The following is a 19,925-nucleotide window of genomic DNA, read 5'->3' as shown; positions in this document are numbered from 1 at the left end:
CCCGAACGGGACCTGTGCGGCTCCGCACAACGGCAAGTGGGCCCGGCGTCGCCACCGGGCCCTGCACTCGTCACGACAGATCGAGGGGTCAGCCGACGAGGCCGCCGTCCTCGCGCCAGACGGCCACGATGGACGACCGGGGCAGCATTCCTTCTCCGTCCGGGAAGGGGGCGGCGGGGTGCTGGATGCCGACGAACATGGTCGAGCGGTCGGCGGACCAGGTCAGGCCCGTGACCTCCGACCCTTTGGGGCCGGTGAGGAAGCGGCGGATTTCTCCCGTCGCCGGGTCGCCGGCCAGCATCTGGTTGTTGCCCTGCCCTTCAAAGACGCCTTCGTTCGAGTCCTCGCCGTCGGTCTGGATCCAGAGAAGGCCGGAGGTGTCGAACATCATCCCGTCGGGCGAGTTGAACATGTTGCCCTCGGTGATGTTGGCGCTGCCCTTGTGCGCGCCCTCGGCCGCCTTCGGGTTGCCCGCCATCACGTAGAGGTCCCAGCGGAAGCTGTCGGCACCGTGGTCCTCGTTCGTCGGATACCAGCGCACGATCTGGCCGAACTCGTTGGCCTCGCGCGGGTTGGGCGCGTTCAGCTTCATCGCGACGGTGCCGTCATCGCCTGCGACGCCCCGGCGCGAGTTGTTGGTGAGCGCGCAGTAGGCCTCACACGAGACCGGGTTCACGGCGACCCACTCGGGCCGATCCATCGTCGTGGCACCCACGGCAGTGGCCGCCATGCGGGTGTGGACCAGGATCTCGGCCGTCTCCATCCCGGTCGTCTCGGGCGTCAGCTCGACCCAGTCGCCCGTGCCGTCCCAGTCGAAGACGGCCACGTAGAGCCGGCCATCGTCCAGCAGACTGTCCGTGTCGACGCCGGGCGCGTAGACGCCGTTCGAGACGTACTTGTAGAGGTGTTCGCCCCGCTCGTCGTCGCCCATGTACACAACGACATGGCCCTCGCGGGTCAGCGCGCAGGCGGCATTCTCGTGCTTAATGCGGCCCAAGGCGGTGCGCTTCGCCGGAACCGAGGCCGGGTCGGCGGGGTCGATCTCGACAATCCAGCCGTGGCGGTTCGGTTCGTTCGGCTCTTGCGAGATGTCGAAGCGGGCATCGTGCGCCTCGTAGGCATAGCGGCCCTCGGCCCCGATGCCGTAGCGCTTGAAGGCGGGCGTGATCTCGACCGTGGCGTCGGTCGAGCCGAAGTAGCCGTTGAAGTTCTCTTCGCAGGTCAGATAGGTGCCCCAGGGCGTCTTGCCCGCGCCGCAATTGTTCAGCGTGCCGAGGACCGACGTGCCCGTCGCGTCAGCCGAGGTCTTGAGCAGGTCGTGGCCCGCCGCCGGTCCGGTCAGGCGCATCTCGGTCAGATGCGTGATGCGGCGGTTGAAGGGCGAGTCGAGCACGACCGACCAGGTGTCCCCCTCACGCGCGACTTCGAAGACAGCGACGCCCTGAAGGTTCTGGAGGGTCTTCACGTCGTCCGCGCTCGTCACCTCGCCCGCGCTGGCGGGCAGGTTGATCTCGGGGTTGGCGTATTCGTGGTTCACCGCGATGACCTGGCGACCATCGATCTCGAACAGCTCCATCCCGTCGGTGTTCTCGCCGAAGACGCGGGCGGCCGCGTCGGGCGCGAAGGCGGCGTCCTGCGCCATTTCCGACGCGTCCGAGAACAGCGGGTCGCCGTAGCGCACGAGCGTAGACCAGGCATAGCCCTGCGGGACGTGAATCGTGGCGTCGGTCTGGGCCGCGATGCCCTCGAAGGCGAAGCGGCTGGCGGCTGCCTGCGCCGAGGTCGACGACAGAAGCGTCCCCGCCCCCATGGCAGCGGCGCCCGATCCCCAGGCGAGTACGCCGCCCAGGAAACCCCGGCGGCTGAGCGCGATGTCGACCACGCGGTCGAATCCGGTCTCGGCAGGGCGCGGGCTTTTGAGTTCGTCCCACTCGTCCCAGCTCAGGTGGCGGGTGTCGGTCGTGTCTTTCATGTCGGTCTTCCCTCTGACGATTTTACGCCGAAGTAGAGCCGCAGGATGACAGGTTCGCGTCGCCGCCGTTACGGTTTCGTGACGGGGGCGCCGTAACGGCGATGGCCGCGTCTCGCAGCGTCCCGCGAGCAACGGAAAACACCGCCCTTGGCGGAGTTCTGCACAAGACCGGCTTTCCCGAGACATGCCGGCGCCGTGCCTCATTGCCAGGTCGAGGTCGCTCAGCCAATCATGGACGCTGCGAGCAGCGGCATCCCGGCGCGAGTCGCATCGTCGCCAGAGGAACCGGGACCCTCCGAGGTGTGTCGTCACGAACGTTCGGGTCACCGTTATATCGTCTGCGCCCATCCGGCACGCCCGCCGGAACGCCGACCCGAACCCATGTTTCCGCGCATCTTCCCGCCCCGATCCCGACCCGAGGCACGTCCCGGGTTCACGGCGAAGCACCGTCCCGACCCCGTCGCCCGGGTCCGCGGCTGACACGCCACCATCGCTCGACCGCCGCTCGTCCAATCGCGTCCCAGGAGGCGCACCAACCTATGGAAATCCTATCATCGCTCAGCGATGGAATTCTGATCGCCATTCAGCCCGTGAACATACTGCTGATCCTCGCGGGCGTGACCGTCGGCCTCTGGATCGGCGCCATGCCGGGCCTCGGCTCGGTCAACGGGGTGGCGATCCTGCTGCCCATCACCTTCCTGGTCCCGCCGGGATCCGCCATCATCTTTCTCGCCGCTATCTATTACGGCGCGATGTACGGGGGCGCGATCTCGTCGATCACGCTCGGCATTCCGGGGGCCTCGACCGCCGTCGCAACCACCTTTGACGGCCGGCCGCTGGCCCTCAAGGGGCAGGCGCGTCTTGCGCTCATCGCTGCCGCTATCGCGTCTTTCATCGGCGGCACGGTCGCAAATATCCTCTTCACGGCCTTCGCGCCGCTTCTCGCCACCGTGGCACTCAGCTTCGGTCCGCCCGAGATTTTCGCGCTGATGCTTCTGGCCTTCGCGACCTTCGTGGGGCTGGGAGGAGACGATATCCCGAAGACCATCTTCTCGATCTGCTTCGGACTCGTTCTTGCCGCCGTCGGCTTCGACCAGATCACCGGCGCGCCGCGCCTCGTCCTCTTCGACATGAACGGGTTTCTCGGCGGCATCAGCTTCCTCGTCCTCGCCATCGGCGTCTACGGCATCGGCGAGATGCTCTGGACCCTGAACGAATCGCAAGGCAGCACCACGACAAGCGAAGCGAAGATGTCGCTCCGTGGGGTGATGGACGACACTGCAACCACCTTCCGCCGCGGCTGGAGGGGCATGTCGATCGGCTCGTCCCTGGGCTTCTTCGTCGGTGTCCTTCCGGCGGCGGGCGCCACGCCGGGCGCCTTGATGGCCTATGGCGTCGCCAAGATGACGTCGAAGAACCCCGAAAGGTTCGGGCAAGGCGAGGTGAACGGCGTGACCGCGCCCGAATCCGCGAACAACTCGGCCGCCAGCGGAGCGATGCTGCCGATGCTGACGCTCGGAATCCCCGGCTCTCCCACCACCGCCATCCTTCTCGGCGGCATGGTGATGTGGGGCCTGACACCGGGACCGATGCTGTTCGTGGAACAGCCCGAATTCGTCTGGGGCCTGATCGGGTCGTTCTACGTCTCGAACTTCTTCGCGCTCGTCGTGAACCTGGCCTTCATCCCGCTCTTCATCTGGATGCTGCGGATGCCCTTCACGGTGCTGGCGCCGCTGATCTTCGTTCTGTCGATCATCGGCGGCTACGCGGCGACTTCCGACATGTTCGACGTCTGGCTGATGGTCGTCTTCGGCCTCGGCGCGTTTCTGCTGCGGAAGTTCGACTACCCGGTCGCGCCTGCGGTGCTGGCGATCGTCCTCGGCCCGATCGCCGAGCCGACACTGCGGCAGTCGCTACTTCTGTCGTCGGGCGATCCCACGATCTTCATCACGCGCCCGATCGCGGGCCCGATCACGATCATCGCGCTGATCTTGATCTTCCTGCCGGCCCTCAAGTATCTGCGTCCGTCCCGCCGCCGGCCAACATGAGAGGATGCGTTCAGACGCTCGGCTGATCGTGCCAAGAGACCGGCGGGCGCGCTTGCGCAAGCCTCGCCGGTCTCTCGCATTGCGGGCTCAGGCCGGAGCCTTCACGAACCGCAGGTAGGGCAGCTTCTTGTCGAGCGCGCCGAACTTCGCCTCGGCCGCCGCGTCGTCGAGCGACAGTGCCGCGATCACGTCCTGACCGTGGACCCAGTTGGCGGGCGTGGCGATCGGCACGCCGAAGGTCGCCTGCAAGGCATCGAGCGCGCGCAGCACCTCGGCGAAGTTGCGGCCGACCGACATGGGATAGGTCATGGTGAGCTGAAGCTTCTTGTCGGGGGAAATGATGAAGACAGACCGCACCGTGGCCGAATGCGCGGGCGTGCGCCCGTCCGGCAAGTAGGCGTCTGCGGGCAGCATGTCGTAAAGCTTCGAGACCTTCAGATCCTCGTCGGCGATGATCGGAAAGCCTGCGGGCGCACCGGCGACGGTCTCGATGTCCTGCTTCCACTTCTTGTGGTCGTCCACGCCGTCGACCGAGATGCCGATGACCTTGGTGTTGCGCGCCTTCCACTCGTCGGCAAGCTGCGCCACCGCACCGAACTCGGTCGTGCAGACCGGAGTGAAATCCTTCGGGTGGCTGAACAGGATCGCCCACTCGTCGCCGATCCACTCGTGGAACCGGATCGTGCCTTCGGTCGTCTCGGCGGTGAAATCGGGAACGGTGTCGTTGATACGCAGGGACATGGCGTCCTCCTTCGTTTGCTTCGACACCGACATAATCCCCTTTCCGCTCTGTCAACAGAGGCGCAGCGCCGCACGGCAGCATCGCGTTGACCGCGCGGGGGTGTTGGGGCACCCTTGCGAAAACCCGGAGAGGAGCGCGAGCAGCGTGGCGGACAGGCCCAAGGACGTCGATCTCGACGATACCAGCCCGGAAGACACCGGCGCGGTCGGCGTCGCCTTCCAGCACACCAGCAAGAAGGGGCCGGAGTTCCGCACCTGGTTCCGGGGCGAGCACACCAACTTCAACCCGAAGCTCCAGCAGCTGATGGAGCTCGACGGTCCCGAAAAGTGGGTACTTCACGGCTGGCTTCCCGACGCGCCCCTGATCGACAAGGGCACCCAGATCACCGCCTTCGGGTCGTGCTTCGCCGCCAACATCTCGAACTGGCTCAGCGAGCGGAACTTCCGCGTCCTGAACCGAGCGGGCGACGCCGCGCGCGCCTATGTCGTGACCATGGGCGAAGGCATGGTGAACAGCTTCGTCATCCGCCAGCAATTCGAATGGGCCTGGGAGAACCGTGTCTTCGGCCAGGCGCTCTGGCACGGCTACAAGACCGAGGAGTACGGCTACGACGAAGACGTGCGGCTGGAGACGAAACGCATCTTCGACGAGACCGAGGTCTTCATCCTGACCTTCGGCCTCAGCGAGGTCTGGTACGACGAGAAGACCGGTAACGTCTTCTGGCGCACGATTCCCAAGGACGCCTACGACCCCGAACGGCACAAGTTCCGCCTGTCGACGGTCGAGGAGAACCGCGACAACATCCGCGCCATCTACGACCTGATCCGGAAGTACCGCCCCGACGCGAAGGTCATCGTCACGCTTTCGCCCGTGCCGCTGGTCGCAACCTTTCGCGACGTGTCCTGCATCACCGCCAACTCGGTCTCGAAGGCTACCCTGCGCGTCGCCATCGACGAGGTCTGCCGCGAGGTCCGCGACGAGGGACGGCTGTTCTACTGGCCGTCCTACGAGCTTGTGACGGATGTGTTCCGCAGCCCTTACAAGGCCGACCGGAGGCACGTCCGGCCCGTGGTGCTGTCCTACATCATGCACCTTTTCGAATCTGCCTGGTGCAAGGACAGCGGCGTCACCGGCACCGAGTTGCTGGAGGCCTGGGTGCGGGCGCATGTCGCCTCGGGCACGCTTCCCGGCGAGTTGCAGCCTATCCTCGCCAAGCGGAAGCCCTATCGTCTGCGCAAGTTCCTGTCGGGCGTGCGGCTGCACGAGGACGACCGGACCGACGCCGCGATGCGCGGCCTTCTCGAGACGCTTCTCGACGCCTGGCGGGCGGAGAGGGCCGAGGCCGAGGCTCAGGACGAGCCCGCCGACGCGGACGCCTAGCGGCCGAGCGCGGCCTTCTGGCGGCCGATCTCCTCCGTCAGTTCGCGGGGCGCGTGGCGCGCGCCGTCCAGAGCGTCGGCGAGCGGCACGCCCTCGACCGCCGCACTTGCGATCTTCGACAGGCTGTAGGTCGGCACCGCCGTGACGCCGCGCAGCGCCTCGCGCGTCAGGGTCAGGACCGAGAGGTACAGCGTGTGCCCGCCGAGGACTCCCGGCCCTGCCACGGCCTCGCCCTGCGCGACCCTCTCGCAGAGCGCCGCGTCGGGCGAGATGTAGCTGCGGCAGATCGCGGGCCGCGCCTCGTAGGCACGGCACAGCCGCGTCTCGGGATCGAGCGCGGCGCAGGCCGACGGGTGCCAGTCCCGCCCGTCAGGCTGGTCCGCGAGCGGGGCCAGGGCCTCATGCAGCCGCGCCGCCTCGACGCCCGTCATCGTGCCGCCGTCCGAGCCGAGGAGGATGCAGCAGAAGGCGCAGCCCTTGCGGCAATCGGCCTGCGCCATCGGTCCAGTGGGATCGGACGCTTGCGCTCCCAGTGCCGCCCGGGCTACCTCGACCGCCGCCTCGCCGTCGCGCAACCGCCGCAAGGCCTGGCGCATGTCGAGACGATGCGTCTCGGCCATGTCCACCCAAGCCAGTAGGGTGCGCCGCGCCGCCTCGCGGAAGGCTGCCGGAACGGACCCGGACCTGGTCGCACCGACCTTGCGCTTCAGGTCGCCAAGGCTCTTCATGCAGAGGCCTCATGTGCGCCAGCGATCAAGAGATGCGCGAAATCGGCCATTTCATCCGCATCCACACACACTAACTTAGCCTCAACCGAACTACGGAGGGCACCATGCTCAACCAGATCAAGGGACTTCACCACGTCACGTCGCTCGCCTCGTCGGCGTCGCGAAACAACGCCTTCTTCACCGACGCGCTCGGGCTGCGCCGGGTGAAGAAGACCGTGAACTTCGACGCCCCGGATGTCTACCACCTCTACTATGGCGACGCCCAGGGTACGCCCGGATCGGTGATGACCTACTTCCCCTTCCCGCAGGCCGCGCGCGGCCGTCCCGGCACGGGTGAGGTCGGACGCACCAGCTTCTCGGTCCCCGAGGGCAGTCTCGACGCCTGGGCCGACCGGCTTTCGACCTTCGAAACCGCCGGCCTGTCGCGTGATACCCGCTTCGGGCAGGACCGCGTCCTGTTCGACGGTCCCGATGGCGATGCCTTCGCACTTATCGCCACCCGTGACGACGAGCGCGCGCCCTGGACGGGCAACGGCGTGAACGAAGACATGGCGATCCGGGGCTTCCACTCCGCCGACATGCGCCTGCGCGATGCGGGCGCTTCGGCCGAACTGCTGCGCTTCATGGGCTACGAGGAAACGGGCAAAGACGGCGACGTCACCCGCTTCGAGGTGCCGGGCGGCAACGGCGCCGACGCCATCGACATCGAGACGCTGCCGGGCGCGGCCCACGCCGCTCAGGGCGCCGGATCGGTTCACCACATCGCCTTCGCGGTCGAGAACCGCGCGCGGCAGCTCGAGGTGCGCGAGGCGCTGATCGACACGGGCCACGCGGTGACGCCGGTGATCGACCGGGACTATTTCTGGGCGATCTACTTCCGCACGCCGGGCGGAGTGCTGTTCGAAGTCGCGACCAACGAGCCCGGCTTCGACATCGACGAGGATACCGCGCACCTCGGCGAGGCGCTGAAACTGCCATCCCAGCACGCGCATCTGCGCGACAAGCTGGAACGCATCCTGGAGCCGATCCAATGAGGTATGTCACGGCCCGGACCGAGGGCGCGCAAGGCGCGCCCCTCGTCTTCACCTTCCACGGCACCGGCGGTGACGAACACCAGTTCCACGCCGCCGCCTCGACGCTTGTCCCCGGCGCACAAGTCGTGTCCCCGCGCGGCGACGTCTCCGAATCCGGCATGAACCGCTTCTTCCGCCGGACGGGCGAAGGCGTCTACGACATGGACGACCTGGCACGCAGGACCGAGGCGATGGCGAATTTCCTGAGCGCCGAGAAGAAGGCGGCAGGCGATCCGCCCACCATCGGGCTCGGCTACTCGAACGGAGCGAACATCCTCGCCTCGGTCGCCTTCGCGCGGCCCGAGATCGTCGACCGCCTCGTCCTGATGCACCCGCTCATCCCCTTCACGCCCGACCCGCAGCCGGGCCTGTCGGGGCGGCACATCCTCATCACCGCCGGACGGCGCGACCCGATCTGCCCTGCACCTGCGACGCAGGCCTTCGCCGACTGGCTGGAGGGACAAGGGGCGCAGGTCACGCTGACCTGGACCGACGGCGGCCACGAGATTCGCCCCGAAGAGACCGAGGCCGTCCGCGCCTTCCTCGCCTAGCGGAACATCGGCGGGCGGGCGTCCAACCAGACGCCCTCCGCCTGCCCCGAGGCCGCAACCGCCGCGATGGCGGCCATCGACCTCAAGCCGTCCTCGGCTGTCGGATAAAGCGCGGGAGGTGCAGGCTCCCCCGCCTTCCGCGCCCGGATCGCGCGGGCGAGGTCGCGATAGATGTTGGCGAAGGCCAGGGGCATCCCCTCGGCATGTCCGACGGTCACGCGGCTTGCCGCCGCGGCCTCGGGCAGCATCCCGGCATCGCCGCGCTCCACGATCTGCGTGCGTTCCCCCAGCGGCGTCCAGCGCAACTGGTTCGGCTGCTCCTGCGCCCAGGCCAGTCCGCCCCTCTCGCCGTAGACCTGCAGTTCCAACCCATGCTGCCGCCCGACTGCCACGGACGAGGTCCAGAGCCGCCCCACGGCGCCGCCGTTCATGCGAAACGCCACCAGCGCATCATCCTCCAGCACCCGCCCCGGCACGCAGGATGCGAGGTCGGCCGACAGACGCTCGACCTCCTGCCCCGTCACGAAGCTCGCCATGTGCAGCGCGTGGATGCCGCAGTCCGCGAATTGCGCCGAGATACCTGCCGTCGCCGGGTCATAGCGCCAGCGGACGCGCGGGTTGTCGGCGTCGGCCGCATCCGCATGGTGCCCATGCGCGAAGGTCGCCATGACGAGGCGCACCTGCCCCAGGTCGCCACGCGCGACCATGCCGCGCATCTGCCGGACCAGCGGATAGCCGGTGTAGCCGTAGTTGACCGCACAGATGCGCCCCGTCTCGCGCGACAGGCGCACCAGCGTCTCGGCCTCCTCCACCGTGATCGTCATCGGCTTCTCGACCAGCACGTCGAACCCGGCCTCGAGAAACGCGCGCGCGATCCCGAAGTGAGTCGCGTTGGGCGTCGCCACGGTCACCAAGTCGACCCGGTCGGCGCGGCCCGATTCCCCGGCCAGCATCTCCTTCCAGTCGCCATAAGCGCGGTCGCCGGCGATGCCGAGAGACCGGGCATAGGCGCGTCCCGCATCGGGCCGGTGATCCAGCGCCGCCGCGGCGAACGAGAACTCTCCGTCCACCGCGGATCCAAGGCGGTGCGCGGGGCCGATCTGGCTTCCCTCGCCGCCGCCGATCATCCCCCAGGTCAGTCTCTCCATCCGTTCCTCCCCGAACGAAAAAGGGCTGCCCGAAGGCAGCCCCGTATTCCATGCGTTGCGCGGGCGATCAGCCCTGGCGCGCCTTGAACCGGCGCTGCGTCTTGTTGATCACGTAGACGCGGCCCTTGCGACGCACGACGCGGCAATCGCGGTGCCGGTTCTTCAGCGAACGCAGCGAATTCCTGACCTTCATCGGCCCTCTCCTTGTCGTGGCGCGTGACAGGCGCCTGTCCAGATTGCCGCGCGTGGCGCGGCGGTGAATGGTGGGCGGTACTGGGATCGAACCAGTGACCCCTACGATGTCAACGTAGTGCTCTACCGCTGAGCTAACCGCCCGTCCGCCGTTTCCGACTTGTCCTAATAAACACGACGCGGGGGGACTCCCCGCGTCGATCCGGTGTCCTATAATGGGATAGGAAAGGCACTTCAAGGGCCTTTCGACAGCCTGTCAATGCGTGTAGGATGACACGCCAGTGGGGAGCATTCCGTGACGGCTTACCGCCTGAACATGCCGGACATTCGGACGACAAGCGTCGTCTTCGCGTCGCCGCATTCGGGCAACGAATACCCGTGGAGGTTCGTCCGCCGGTCGGTTCTGGACGAGCGCACGCTCAGATCGTCCGAGGACGCTTTCGTGGACGTTCTCTTCGCCACCGCCCCCTATCACGGCGCGCCGCTTCTGACAGCCGTGGCGCCCCGCGCCTGGATCGACGTCAACCGCTCGCTCGACGAACTCGACCCCGCTCTGATCGAGGGCGTGAAGAAGACCGCGCATAATCCGCGCATCGCCTCGGGTCTTGGCGTCGTGCCGCGCGTGGTCGCCAACGGCCGGGCGATCTACAAGGGCAAGCTGACCCGCAAGGAAGCCGAACAGCGTATCGCCGACCACTGGAAGCCTTGGCACGACGCGCTTCAGACGCTGATCTCGGACAGCCTCGCGCTGTTCGGCGAGGCGGTGCTGATCGACTGCCACTCGATGCCGCACGAGGCCATCGAATCGCTCTCGTCGCGCGGGCCGAAGCCCGAGATCGTGCTTGGCGACCGCTTCGGGGCCGCCGCCTCGTCCGAGGTGGTGGATCGGATCGAATCCGCCTTCACCGCCGCCGGGCTCAACGTCGCGCGCAACGCTCCCTTCGCGGGCGCCTTCGTGACCCAGCACTATGGACGGCCGGCGCGGAACCAGCACGTCGTCCAGATCGAGATCGACCGCTCGCTCTACATGAACGAGCAGGCGATCCGGCCGAACAACAACTTCGACGCCTTCGCCAAGCTCATAGACCGTGTGGTGCGCGACGTCACCGACATCGGGCGGGCCGACATCCCGATGGCGGCCGAGTAGGCCGTCGGGGCCGGACTGCATGGCGGAGCGAACGGCCGACAGTCGCACCACGGTCCTCGTCCTCAGCGGATGCGGCCTGATCGGGCTTTCCTGCAGGGAGGCGCTCGACCGGGCGGGCTTCCGCATCCTGGGCGCGGGTCGGTCCGCCAGCGCCGCGGCGGCGACACGCTTCACCGACTGGCGCATCCTCGACCTCGCAAGCGCCTCGCCCCGCGACTGGTCCGACCTCCTCGGCGGCGTCGACGTGGTTGTGAACGCGGCCGGCCCGCGGGATCGGGGCGATCCCTTGCCCTCCGCCTATCACCGCCTCTACCGCCTGTGGTTCGCCTTCGGCTTTCCGGCCTTCGCAGCCGTGCTGGCGATCCTCTGGCTCATGCTCACGAAACCGTCCCTCTGAATCGCGACCGCCGGCCCCGTGAGGGACCGGCGGTTCGAGAGCATGCATGGTTGGGGGGATCAGCTCTCTTCGAGAGAGAGGGCGACGAAGCGCGGCTCTCCCTCGCGGCGGACGAGAAGCAGAAGCGACTTGCGCCCGGCCTCCTTCGCCTCGTCGATGCGGGACTGAAGCTCGGCCACGGTGGCGATCTTCTCCTGCCCGGCCTCGGTGATCAGGTCACCCGCGCGCAGGCCCTTCTCGTAGGCTTCCGAGTCCTCGGCCACGTCCGACACGACCAGGCCCTCGGTGTCCTCGGGCAGGCCGAGCTGCTCGCGCAGCTCGTCGCTCATGTTGCTGACCGTCAGCCCCATGATGTCGCTCGTTTCCGGCTCGGTCGTGGTGACCGCGGCCGGGACCGCGCGTTCGGCCTCTTCACGGCGGCCGAGCGTGACGCGCAGCGTCTCGGTCTTGCCGTCGCGGAAGATCAGCACGCGGACTTCCTTGCCGATGTCGGTCTCGGCCACCTGCCGCACGAGGCCGCGGGTGTCGTCGACCTCAACGCTGTCGAAGGACAGGATCACGTCGCCTGCCTGCAACCCCGCTTCGGCCGCAGGGCCTTCGGGAACATCGGTGATGAGAGCGCCGCGGGCCTCTTCCAGGCCCAGGCCATCGGCCAGGTCTTCGTCGACGTCCTGGATGCGCACGCCCAGCCAGCCGCGGCGGGTCTCGCCGAACTCCTTGAGCTGCGACACGACCTTCTCGGCCACCCGGCTGGACATCGCGAAGCCGATGCCGATCGAGCCGCCGTTCGGGCTGAGGATCGCGGTGTTGATGCCGATCACCTCGCCGTTCAGGTTGAACAGCGGTCCGCCTGAGTTGCCGCGGTTGATGGCGGCGTCGGTCTGGATGAAGTCGTCATAGCTGCCCGACAGCGCGCGGCCGCGGGCCGACACGATACCGGCCGAGACCGAGAAGCCCTGGCCAAGCGGGTTGCCCATGGCCATGACCCAGTCGCCGACGCGGCTGGCCTCGCTGTCGCCCCAAGCGACGAACCTCAGGGGCTTGTCGCTGTCGACCTTGAGAAGGGCGAGGTCCGTGTTGGGGTCGGTGCCGACGACCTTGGCTTCCAGATCGAAGCCCTCGAAGAACTCGATCATCACCTCGTCCGCGCCCTGGATGACGTGGTTGTTGGTGACGATGTAGCCGTCTTCCGAGATCACGAAGCCAGATCCCAGGGCCTGACTGCGCTGGGGTCCGCCGGGCATGCCGGGTCCGTTCGGGCCCTGGCCGTTGCGGTCCATGAAGTCGTTGAAGAAGTCCTCGAAGGGCGACCCCTCCGGCACGATCGGGCCGGGCTGGGTGTTGGTCGCGATCGTCGTCGAGGTGGTGATGTTGACCACCGCCGGGCTGACCTTTTCGGCCAGGTCGGCGAAGGTGTCCGGCCGCGACTGGGCGGCGGCGGAAAGGGTCTGGGCCAGCACGAAGGCGGCGGCGACCAAGAAAAGCCAGATCGACTGAAGCGGGTGGATCCGGCGGGAAGTGAGGGAAAGTTCTCTCACGCGTTCCTCCATTCTGCTCGGTGTGCGGTCCGGGCGACCGCGACAATTGCGCACTCTTCGACCAGATAGGTACGACTGACAATGCAACAAGCGCTCGCAGTCCTTCACCTCGGTGTGACCGACTGCAACGTCCTAGCACGGATGCCACCGACAGGGCTACGGCGGCGACGGCGGCCCGCGGCGCGCCGCGGGAACGTGCCGACCGCGTCACGCGCGGCGACGAGACACGCGCGGCAGTCCGGGACGGAGCCGGAAGGATAGACCGGAAGAACGTGGCCGGAAGGACGTGCCCCGAGAGCCGACTCGTCCTGCCCCGAAGATCGGTGCGACCGCTGCCCTCCGCCTTCGCCGCGGAGACTGCGCCTCAAGCCACCTGCCTGGCCTCTTCCGCGCCGGGGCGGGCGACGTCGAAGTAGCTGACCTCGTGGTTCATCTCGTTGACGGACAAGCGGAGGCTCTGAGCCGAGGCGTTCGTCTCCTCGGCCATCGAGGCGTTGTGCTGGACGGCGCGATCCAGGTCGTCGATGGCGTTGTTCAGCTCCGACAGCCCGGTCGCCTGCTCGTTGGCCGAGTGCGAGATCTGCGAAATGCTCTCGTCGATCGAGACCATCATCTTCGCGATCTTGTCCAGCACCGCGCCCGTCTGGCCGACGAGCTTGACGCCTTCGTCGACCTGCTTTTCCGACGTGGTGAGGAGGTCCGCGATCTCCTTCGCGGCCTCGGACGACCGTTGCGCCAGCGCGCGCACCTCCGAGGCGACGACGGCGAAGCCCCGCCCCGCGTCGCCCGCACGCGCGGCTTCGACGCCCGCGTTCAGCGCCAGAAGATTGGTCTGGAAGGCGATGTCGTCGATCACGCTGGTGATGGAGGAGATCTTTCGTGATGATTCGGCGATGGCATCGACGGCGCGCACTGTCGCGCCAACGATCTTCGAGGATTCCTCGGTGTCGCGGCGGGCTTCCGAGGCCTGCAGGTTGGCCTTCGAGGCTTCGCCGGCTGCGTTCCTCACCGACGTCGAAAGCTGCTCCAGCGCCGCGGCACTCTGCTCCAGCGTGGCCGCCTGCTGCTCGGTCCGGCGGGCCAGCTCGTCCGTCGCCTGGTCGATCACGTTGGTTTCCTCGTCGATGCGCCGCGACCGCTCGATCACGCCCATCATCACGTCCTGCAATCGTTCGACCGAGGCGTTGAAGTCGGTCCGCACGCCGTCCATCTCGCGCAGGTCGGTGGTCAGGCGCACCGACAGGTCGCCGGCCGACAGCCTGTGCAACCCGTCCTTCAACGTGGTCGACAGAAGCTGCGAGACGGTCGTGTCGACCGCGTACTTGACCACCTTCGTGACGCGGCCCGAGGCGTCGCGGATCGGGTTGTAGCTGGCGCGGATGAAGACCTGGCGCCCTGCCTTCCCGACGCGCTCGAAGTCGCCGCTGAACTGCTCGCCCGCCGCGAGCCGACCCCAGAAGGCCTGGTAGTCCGCGCCGGCGGACTGCTCTGGAGGGACGAACATGCTGTGATGCTTGCCCACGATCTCGGCCGCATCATAGCCCAGGGCCGTGCAGAAATTCTCGTTGGCGCGAAGGATCTGTCCGTCGGGCGAGAATTCGATCACCGCCTGGACCTTCTGGATGGCCTCGATCTGGCTTTTCGCGTCCGCCGACACGTTCTTGGACTCGGTCACGTCGAACCCGTACTTCACCACCTTGAAGGGGCGCCCTTCGGCGTCGCGCAAGGTCTCGTAGGTCGCGCGAAGCCACACCGGTTCGCCGGACTTCGAGACGCGCATGACCTCGCCGTATTCGGATGCGCCGTTCGCCAGCCGCTGCCAGAAGGCGGCGTAGTCCGGCGTGTCGGCCTCTCCGGCCGGCATGAAGATGCGGTGGTGCTTGCCCACGACCTCTTCCCGAAGGTAGCCCGTGGCGGCGAGGAACAGCGGGTTCGCGTCGAGGATCTTGCCGGTGAGGTCGAACTCGATCGTCGCCATCGACGACTTGACCGCGTCGGTGTGCCCCCGGTTGTCGCGCCGGCGCAGGTGGAACTCAGTGATGTCCCGCGCGAGGATCAGGGTCTCCCCACTGCCTACGGCGAGATACCCCACGTCCAGCCAGACCTCCGACCCGTCCTTGCTCAGGCGCGGGCAGATCAGGTTGACGTCGCGGCCCGCCGCGATCTCGGGTCTCAGCTTGCCCGTGACCCAGGCCTGGTCCTTCTGCCGGACGAGCCTGAGATAACTCTGCCCGGCCAGCTCACCGGGCGCATAGCCGAAGGAGGCCTCATAGGGGCCGTTCACTTCGACGAACCTGCCTTCCGCATCGAGCCGCGCCACGAGATGCGAGCGGCGGATCGCGTCAAGCTCGGATGGACGGGGCGAGGCGCCTTCGGGCTTCTTCCTGGAAAACGGGAACATTGGATCACTCGGGCTGTGGACGGTCACGCCCTCATAACCCCGACGTCTTACCCGAAGGTTGCCAGCGTCCGCCGAGACGAAAAAGGGGCGCTCCCGCAGGAACGCCCCATCGCACCTTGCCGAGAGGGAAGGCTCAGCAGCTGTAGTACATCTTGAACTCGATCGGGTGCGGCGTGTGCTCGAAGGCATAGATCTCTTCCCACTTGAGATCCATGTAGCCCTCGATCTGGTCGCGGGTGAACACGTCGCCCTGAAGCAGGAAGTCCATGTCGGCCTCAAGCTCGCCCAGCGCCTCGCGCAGGCTGGCGCAGACGGTCGGGATGCCCTCCAGCTCTTCCGGCGGCAGGTCGTAGAGGTCCTTGTCCATGGCCTCGCCCGGATCGATCTTGTTCTTGATGCCGTCGAGACCGGCCATCAGAAGCGCCGAGAACGCCAGGTAAGGGTTCGCCGACGGATCGGGGAAGCGGGCCTCGATGCGCTTGGCCTTCGGGCTTTCGGCCCACGGGATCCGGACGCAGCCCGAGCGGTTGCGGGCCGAATAGGCGCGCAGGACGGGGGCCTCGAAGCCGGGGATCAGGCGCTTGTAGCTGTTGGTCGACGGGTTCGTGAAGGCGTTCAGGGCCTTGGCGTGCTTCAGGATGCCGCCGATGTAGTACAGCGCCTCCTGGGACAGGTCGGCGTACTTGTCGCCCGCGAAGAGCGGCTTGCCGCCTTTCCAGATCGACATGTTGACGTGCATGCCGGTGCCGTTGTCGCCCGCTATCGGCTTCGGCATGAAGGTCGCCGTCTTGCCGTAGGCGTGCGCCACCTGGTGGATGACGTACTTGTACTTCTGGATCTCGTCGGCCTGGTGGGTCAGCGTCCCGAAGATCAGCCCCAGCTCGTGCTGGCACGAGGCGACCTCGTGGTGGTGCTTGTCGACCTTCATGCCCATGCGCTTCATGGTCGACAGCATTTCGGACCGCAGGTCCTGGGCGTCGTCGATCGGCGGGACGGGGAAGTAGCCGCCCTTCACGCCGGGACGGTGGCCCATGTTGCCCATCTCGTAGTCGGTGTCAGTGTTCCAGGCCGCGTCGATGGCGTCGACCTCGTAGGACACCTTGTTCATCGACACCTTGAACCGGACGTCGTCGAAGATGAAGAACTCGGCCTCGGGGCCCATGTAGGCGGTGTCGCCGATGCCGCTGGACTTCAGGTAGGCTTCCGCAAGCTGCGCGGTGCCGCGCGGGTCGCGGTTATAGGGCTCTCCGGTGTCGGGTTCGACGACGGTGCAATGGATCGCCAGCGTCTTCTCGGCGAAGAACGGGTCCATGTAGGCCGAGGTCGCGTCGGGCATCAGCTTCATGTCGGACTGGTCGATCGACTTCCAGCCGGCGATGGACGAGCCGTCGAACATGAACCCGTCGTCCATGAAATCGGCGTCGACCTGGTCGGCCATGACGGTCACGTGCTGCAACTTGCCGCGCGGATCTGTGAAGCGGATGTCGACGTATTCGACGTCCTCGTCCTTGATCGTCTTCAAGACGTCCTTGTTGCTCATGAGAAAGACCCTTCCCTTTCGTGGTCCTGATATGTGTTACAGCGCGTCCGTGCCGGATTCGCCGGTGCGGATGCGGATGGCCTGGCTGACGTCCGAGACGAAGATCTTGCCGTCGCCGATCTTGTCCGTCTTGGCCGCCGCGATGATCGCCTCGATGGCGGGCTCGACCTGCTCGTCGGGCAGGACGACCTCGATCTTCACCTTGGGCAGGAAGTCGACGACGTACTCGGCGCCGCGATAGAGTTCCGTGTGGCCCTTCTGCCGTCCGAAGCCCTTGACCTCGAGGACGGAAAGACCCTGAACGCCGATGTCCTGCAGCGCCTCCTTCACCTCGTCCAGCTTGAACGGCTTGATGATGGCCTCGACTTTCTTCATGGCACCGACTCCCTTGGGGCGTTTCCGGCGTGAGACCACGCGCCGCGCGCGGTCACAATCGGTGCGGGCAAGGGCACCGATGGCCGGAGTCCGGTTTGTCCGGCCAATGCACAAAAAACAGGCATCATGCCCGAAGATGCGGCGAAATTGAAACGGCTGTCAAACGATGCAGTCGGGCCATGCCGGGCGGAAGCCGTCGAGGCTCGCCGCGACCAGCGCGTCGAACGCGCCCTGTGCGTCCGCGCCACCCGCGACGAAGGGCCGCTGGCGAAAGCCGGGCGGCCAATCGAGCCGCACGACCGCGCGCATTCCCTTGCCGCCACCACTCGCGTTTCCGTAATCGAGGTCGAGGACCGAGAACTGCCCGCCGCAGCCCGGTGTAAGGTGCCCGTTCAAGGCCGCGCCCAGCTTCTCCATCAGGTCGGGAAACTTCGGAGGCGGCTTTTCCTTCTTGCGCCGGCGTTTCTTGTCCTTCGCCTGCGCGAAGACGGCCGACGGCGCAATCAGGCTCGCCGCGAGAAGGGCGCCGGTCTGGCGTCGTGTCAGTTTCATGGCCGCACTCTGGACCGGCCGGCGCGCGGAGTCCACGCTTGCCAGGCGACCCGCGATTGCCCAGAACCTGTGAGCATGACCGAACTCCTGACCGCCGCGCAGATGCGCGCCATCGAACAGGCCGCCATCGCTTCCGGCGAGGTGACCGGCCTCGAACTCATGGAGCGCGCCGGCCGCGGCGTCGTCGAGGCGATCTTCGAGGAATGGCCGGAGCTTGCGACGACCTCGCACAAGGCCGTGGTGCTCTGCGGACCGGGCAACAACGGCGGCGACGGCTTCGTCGTGGCGCGGTTGTTGAAGGAGTGGGGCTGGGAGGTGGAGGTGTTCCTCTACGGCGACCCCGAGAAGCTACCGCCGGATGCAAAGGTGAATTATGAGCGGTGGGGGGAGTTGGGGGAGACCTTCGCGTTCTCCGGAACATTCTATCACCCTGAGCGCCGCGTCGCGTACCCGGACGTTTTTTTCGATGCACTTTTCGGAATTGGACTTACGCGGCCTGTCGATCTAGGGGAAGAATACGCTGACACAGCGGAAAGCGTCCCTGGCGACGGACTTCGCGGCAACCTTAGGCACGTCGCAATCGACATACCAAGCGGCTTGTGCTCCGACAGTGGAAAAGTGCTGGGAGCACCCTTCCTTGCAGATATGACTGTGACGTTTCATGGCTTTAAGCACGGTCACCTATTGGACTTCGGTCCTACCCTTTCCGGAAAGGTCATTTGCAAGGACATCGGTCTGCCCGCCGGTGTAGGGTCCGGCGCTTTTGGCAATTTTCCCTACTCTGACAGAGTTACATCGGCTTTTGATCGTGAGCTTCAATTCGATCAGGTGATGCGGCTTGCAAAAACGAGGGTCAAGACCCCTCACGACGACGTCCACAAATACACCCACGGCCACGCCCTGATCCTCTCCGGAGGTCCCGGCAAGACCGGCGCCGCCCGCCTTGCCGCCCGTGGCGCATTGCGCATCGGCGCGGGCCTCGTCACCGTCGGCTGCCCGCAGACCGCACTTTGGGAAGTCGCCTCGCAGGTCACGGCCATCATGTGCCGCCCTCTCGACGGCGCCCCTGGTCTGACCGAAGCGCTCGAGGACGAGCGGATAAACGCGCTCTGCCTCGGTCCCGGCCTAGGCCTCGGCGCCGACACCCAGGCCCTCGTCCTGGCGGCACTGAAGGCGACCGCGCCGCGAGGCCCCGGATCCAGTCCGGGGCAGGACCGCTCCGAACATAACCCCGCTGCCCCGGCCCCCGAGCCGGGGCCCCGCCCCACCAGCACCGCTGCCCCGGCCCCCGAGCCGGGGCCCCGACCCGCCAGCACCACCCCCCCGGCCCCCGAGCCGGGGCCCCGCCCCGCCAGAGCCGTCGTCCTCGACGCCGACGCCCTCACCCGATTCGAGCGCAACCCGCAGGTCCTCTTCGACGCGCTCCATCAAGGCTGCGTCCTCACCCCTCACGCCGGCGAGTTCAAACGCCTCTTCCCCGACATCGCCGAGAAACTCGACGCCCCCGCGACGACAGGCCCCGCCTATTCCAAGGTCGACGCCACCCGCGAAGCGGCAAAACGCGCAGGCTGCACCATCCTGTTCAAAGGCCCCGACACCGTGATCGCTCATCCGTCCGGGCAATGTTCCATCAACTCCAGCGCATACGAGCGCGCCGCGCCCTGGCTCGCCACCGCAGGCTCGGGCGATGTGCTGTCCGGCATGATAACCGGCCTCCTCGCGCGCGGCCTGCACCCCTTCGACGCCGCCGGCACCGCCGCCTGGCTCCACACCGAATGCGCGCTCTCCTTCGGCCCCGGTCTCATCGCCGAGGACATCCCCGAGGAACTGCCGAAGGTCTTCCGCGCGCTCGGCCTTTGATCAGCGCCGCGCCGCGATTTCGCTCGGCGCACCGCTCCAGAGCGTCGAGCTGTCGGCCACGGCAAGCGCCGACGCCAGCGCCAGCGCTGCCATTCCGGCCAGGGTCAGGGTCGTCCGTGCCATGCCGCACCTCTTTTCCGATTGCCCGACTGATACGCACCGTGCCGCCCCTTCCGTCGCGCCAAGCTGTCGCACCTCCCGGAAGCCACGGAAAATCAAGAAAAGGTTGATGAACTGGTCCGTTCGGCTAGGTTCAGCGGAACGACACCGGGGGAAAGCAA

18 protein-coding genes and 1 tRNA gene are annotated in these 19,925 nt (G+C 67.1%); 7 read left to right on the top strand and 12 right to left on the bottom strand.

The window, feature by feature from the left end; genetic code table 11:
- Positions 1-88 precede the first annotated feature (88 nt).
- Positions 89-1,972 (bottom strand): PhoX family protein, encoded by a 1,884-nt coding sequence (locus tag EF888_RS01900; RefSeq protein ID WP_109757192.1) that lies wholly within the window; start codon positions 1,970-1,972, stop codon positions 89-91.
- A gap of 539 nt (positions 1,973-2,511) precedes the next feature.
- On the opposite strand from EF888_RS01900, the gene EF888_RS01895 reads away from it, so the two are divergent.
- Positions 2,512-4,020 (top strand): tripartite tricarboxylate transporter permease, encoded by a 1,509-nt coding sequence (locus tag EF888_RS01895; protein ID WP_109757191.1) that lies wholly within the window; start codon positions 2,512-2,514, stop codon positions 4,018-4,020.
- Between the two features lie 87 nt (positions 4,021-4,107).
- On the opposite strand, the gene EF888_RS01890 is transcribed toward EF888_RS01895, so the two are convergent.
- On the bottom strand, positions 4,108-4,761 hold the full coding sequence (locus tag EF888_RS01890; RefSeq protein ID WP_109757907.1) for a peroxiredoxin: 654 nt from the start codon (positions 4,759-4,761) through the stop codon (positions 4,108-4,110).
- Between the two features lie 145 nt (positions 4,762-4,906).
- Between EF888_RS01890 and EF888_RS01885 the strand changes: the two genes are divergently transcribed.
- Positions 4,907-6,142, top strand: coding sequence for a GSCFA domain-containing protein (locus EF888_RS01885; RefSeq protein WP_164721550.1), 1,236 nt, complete (start codon positions 4,907-4,909; stop codon positions 6,140-6,142).
- On the opposite strand, the gene EF888_RS01880 is transcribed toward EF888_RS01885, so the two are convergent.
- Positions 6,139-6,870, bottom strand: a complete 732-nt coding sequence (locus tag EF888_RS01880; RefSeq protein WP_109757189.1) for a YkgJ family cysteine cluster protein — start codon at positions 6,868-6,870, stop codon at positions 6,139-6,141. The two genes, EF888_RS01885 and EF888_RS01880, sit on opposite strands and share 4 nt — an antisense overlap.
- Positions 6,871-6,974: 104 nt before the next feature.
- Between EF888_RS01880 and EF888_RS01875 the strand changes: the two genes are divergently transcribed.
- Together EF888_RS01875 and EF888_RS01870 are read left to right on the top strand one after the other, a co-directional pair.
- Positions 6,975-7,904, top strand: a complete 930-nt coding sequence (locus EF888_RS01875; RefSeq protein ID WP_109757188.1) for a VOC family protein — start codon at positions 6,975-6,977, stop codon at positions 7,902-7,904.
- The gene (locus tag EF888_RS01870; RefSeq protein ID WP_109757187.1) at positions 7,901-8,494 is read left to right on the top strand and encodes an alpha/beta hydrolase; all 594 of its coding nucleotides are present in this window, start codon (positions 7,901-7,903) and stop codon (positions 8,492-8,494) included. The genes EF888_RS01875 and EF888_RS01870 overlap by 4 nt, the downstream gene beginning before the upstream one ends.
- Here the strand turns inward: EF888_RS01870 and EF888_RS01865 are convergent.
- From EF888_RS01865 to EF888_RS01855, 3 genes are all read right to left on the bottom strand, one after another.
- Positions 8,491-9,642: a Gfo/Idh/MocA family protein gene (locus EF888_RS01865; RefSeq protein WP_109757186.1), complete on the bottom strand. Its 1,152-nt coding sequence runs from the start codon at positions 9,640-9,642 to the stop codon at positions 8,491-8,493. The genes EF888_RS01870 and EF888_RS01865 overlap by 4 nt on opposite strands.
- A 67-nt stretch (positions 9,643-9,709) precedes the next feature.
- Positions 9,710-9,835, bottom strand: a complete 126-nt coding sequence (ykgO, locus tag EF888_RS01860) for a type B 50S ribosomal protein L36 (RefSeq protein WP_005850168.1) — start codon at positions 9,833-9,835, stop codon at positions 9,710-9,712.
- A gap of 68 nt (positions 9,836-9,903) precedes the next feature.
- Positions 9,904-9,978, bottom strand: a tRNA-Val gene (locus EF888_RS01855).
- 172 nt (positions 9,979-10,150) lie between these two features.
- Between EF888_RS01855 and EF888_RS01850 the strand changes: the two genes are divergently transcribed.
- On the top strand, positions 10,151-10,981 hold the full coding sequence (locus EF888_RS01850) for an N-formylglutamate amidohydrolase (RefSeq protein ID WP_109757906.1): 831 nt from the start codon (positions 10,151-10,153) through the stop codon (positions 10,979-10,981).
- 19 nt (positions 10,982-11,000) lie between these two features.
- The gene (locus EF888_RS22130) at positions 11,001-11,378 is read left to right on the top strand and encodes a DUF2269 family protein (RefSeq protein ID WP_241239771.1); all 378 of its coding nucleotides are present in this window, start codon (positions 11,001-11,003) and stop codon (positions 11,376-11,378) included.
- 59 nt (positions 11,379-11,437) lie between these two features.
- Here EF888_RS22130 and EF888_RS01840 read toward each other — a convergent pair whose 3' ends face one another.
- The 5 genes from EF888_RS01840 to EF888_RS01820 form a co-directional block, all read right to left on the bottom strand.
- Positions 11,438-12,928, bottom strand: coding sequence for a DegQ family serine endoprotease (locus tag EF888_RS01840; RefSeq protein WP_109757185.1), 1,491 nt, complete (start codon positions 12,926-12,928; stop codon positions 11,438-11,440).
- Positions 12,929-13,280: 352 nt separating this feature from the next.
- Positions 13,281-15,317 (bottom strand): methyl-accepting chemotaxis protein, encoded by a 2,037-nt coding sequence (locus tag EF888_RS01835; RefSeq protein ID WP_109757184.1) that lies wholly within the window; start codon positions 15,315-15,317, stop codon positions 13,281-13,283.
- A 133-nt stretch (positions 15,318-15,450) separates the two neighbouring features.
- Positions 15,451-16,857, bottom strand: a complete 1,407-nt coding sequence (gene glnA, locus EF888_RS01830; RefSeq protein WP_109757183.1) for a type I glutamate--ammonia ligase — start codon at positions 16,855-16,857, stop codon at positions 15,451-15,453.
- Between the two features lie 36 nt (positions 16,858-16,893).
- Entirely contained in the window at positions 16,894-17,232 is a 339-nt protein-coding gene (locus EF888_RS01825; RefSeq protein ID WP_109757182.1) for a P-II family nitrogen regulator, read from the bottom strand.
- Positions 17,233-17,391: 159 nt separating this feature from the next.
- Positions 17,392-17,784: a hypothetical protein gene (locus EF888_RS01820; protein WP_109757181.1), complete on the bottom strand. Its 393-nt coding sequence runs from the start codon at positions 17,782-17,784 to the stop codon at positions 17,392-17,394.
- A 75-nt stretch (positions 17,785-17,859) separates the two neighbouring features.
- Here EF888_RS01820 and EF888_RS22125 point away from each other — a divergent pair, with 75 nt between their 5' ends.
- Entirely contained in the window at positions 17,860-19,644 is a 1,785-nt protein-coding gene (locus EF888_RS22125) for an NAD(P)H-hydrate epimerase (protein WP_241239770.1), read from the top strand.
- Here EF888_RS22125 and EF888_RS22395 read toward each other — a convergent pair whose 3' ends face one another.
- Complete coding sequence (locus EF888_RS22395) at positions 19,645-19,767, bottom strand: hypothetical protein (RefSeq protein WP_277601031.1); 123 nt, start codon at positions 19,765-19,767, stop codon at positions 19,645-19,647.
- Between the last annotated feature and the right edge of the window lie 158 nt (positions 19,768-19,925).

Source organism: Silicimonas algicola, assembly GCF_003970735.1.
In the GTDB taxonomy this organism is placed as follows: Bacteria; Pseudomonadota; Alphaproteobacteria; order Rhodobacterales; family Rhodobacteraceae; genus Silicimonas; species Silicimonas algicola.
Note: the sequence above shows the minus strand (reverse complement) of the source record. Positions and strands in the feature narration are given on the sequence as shown.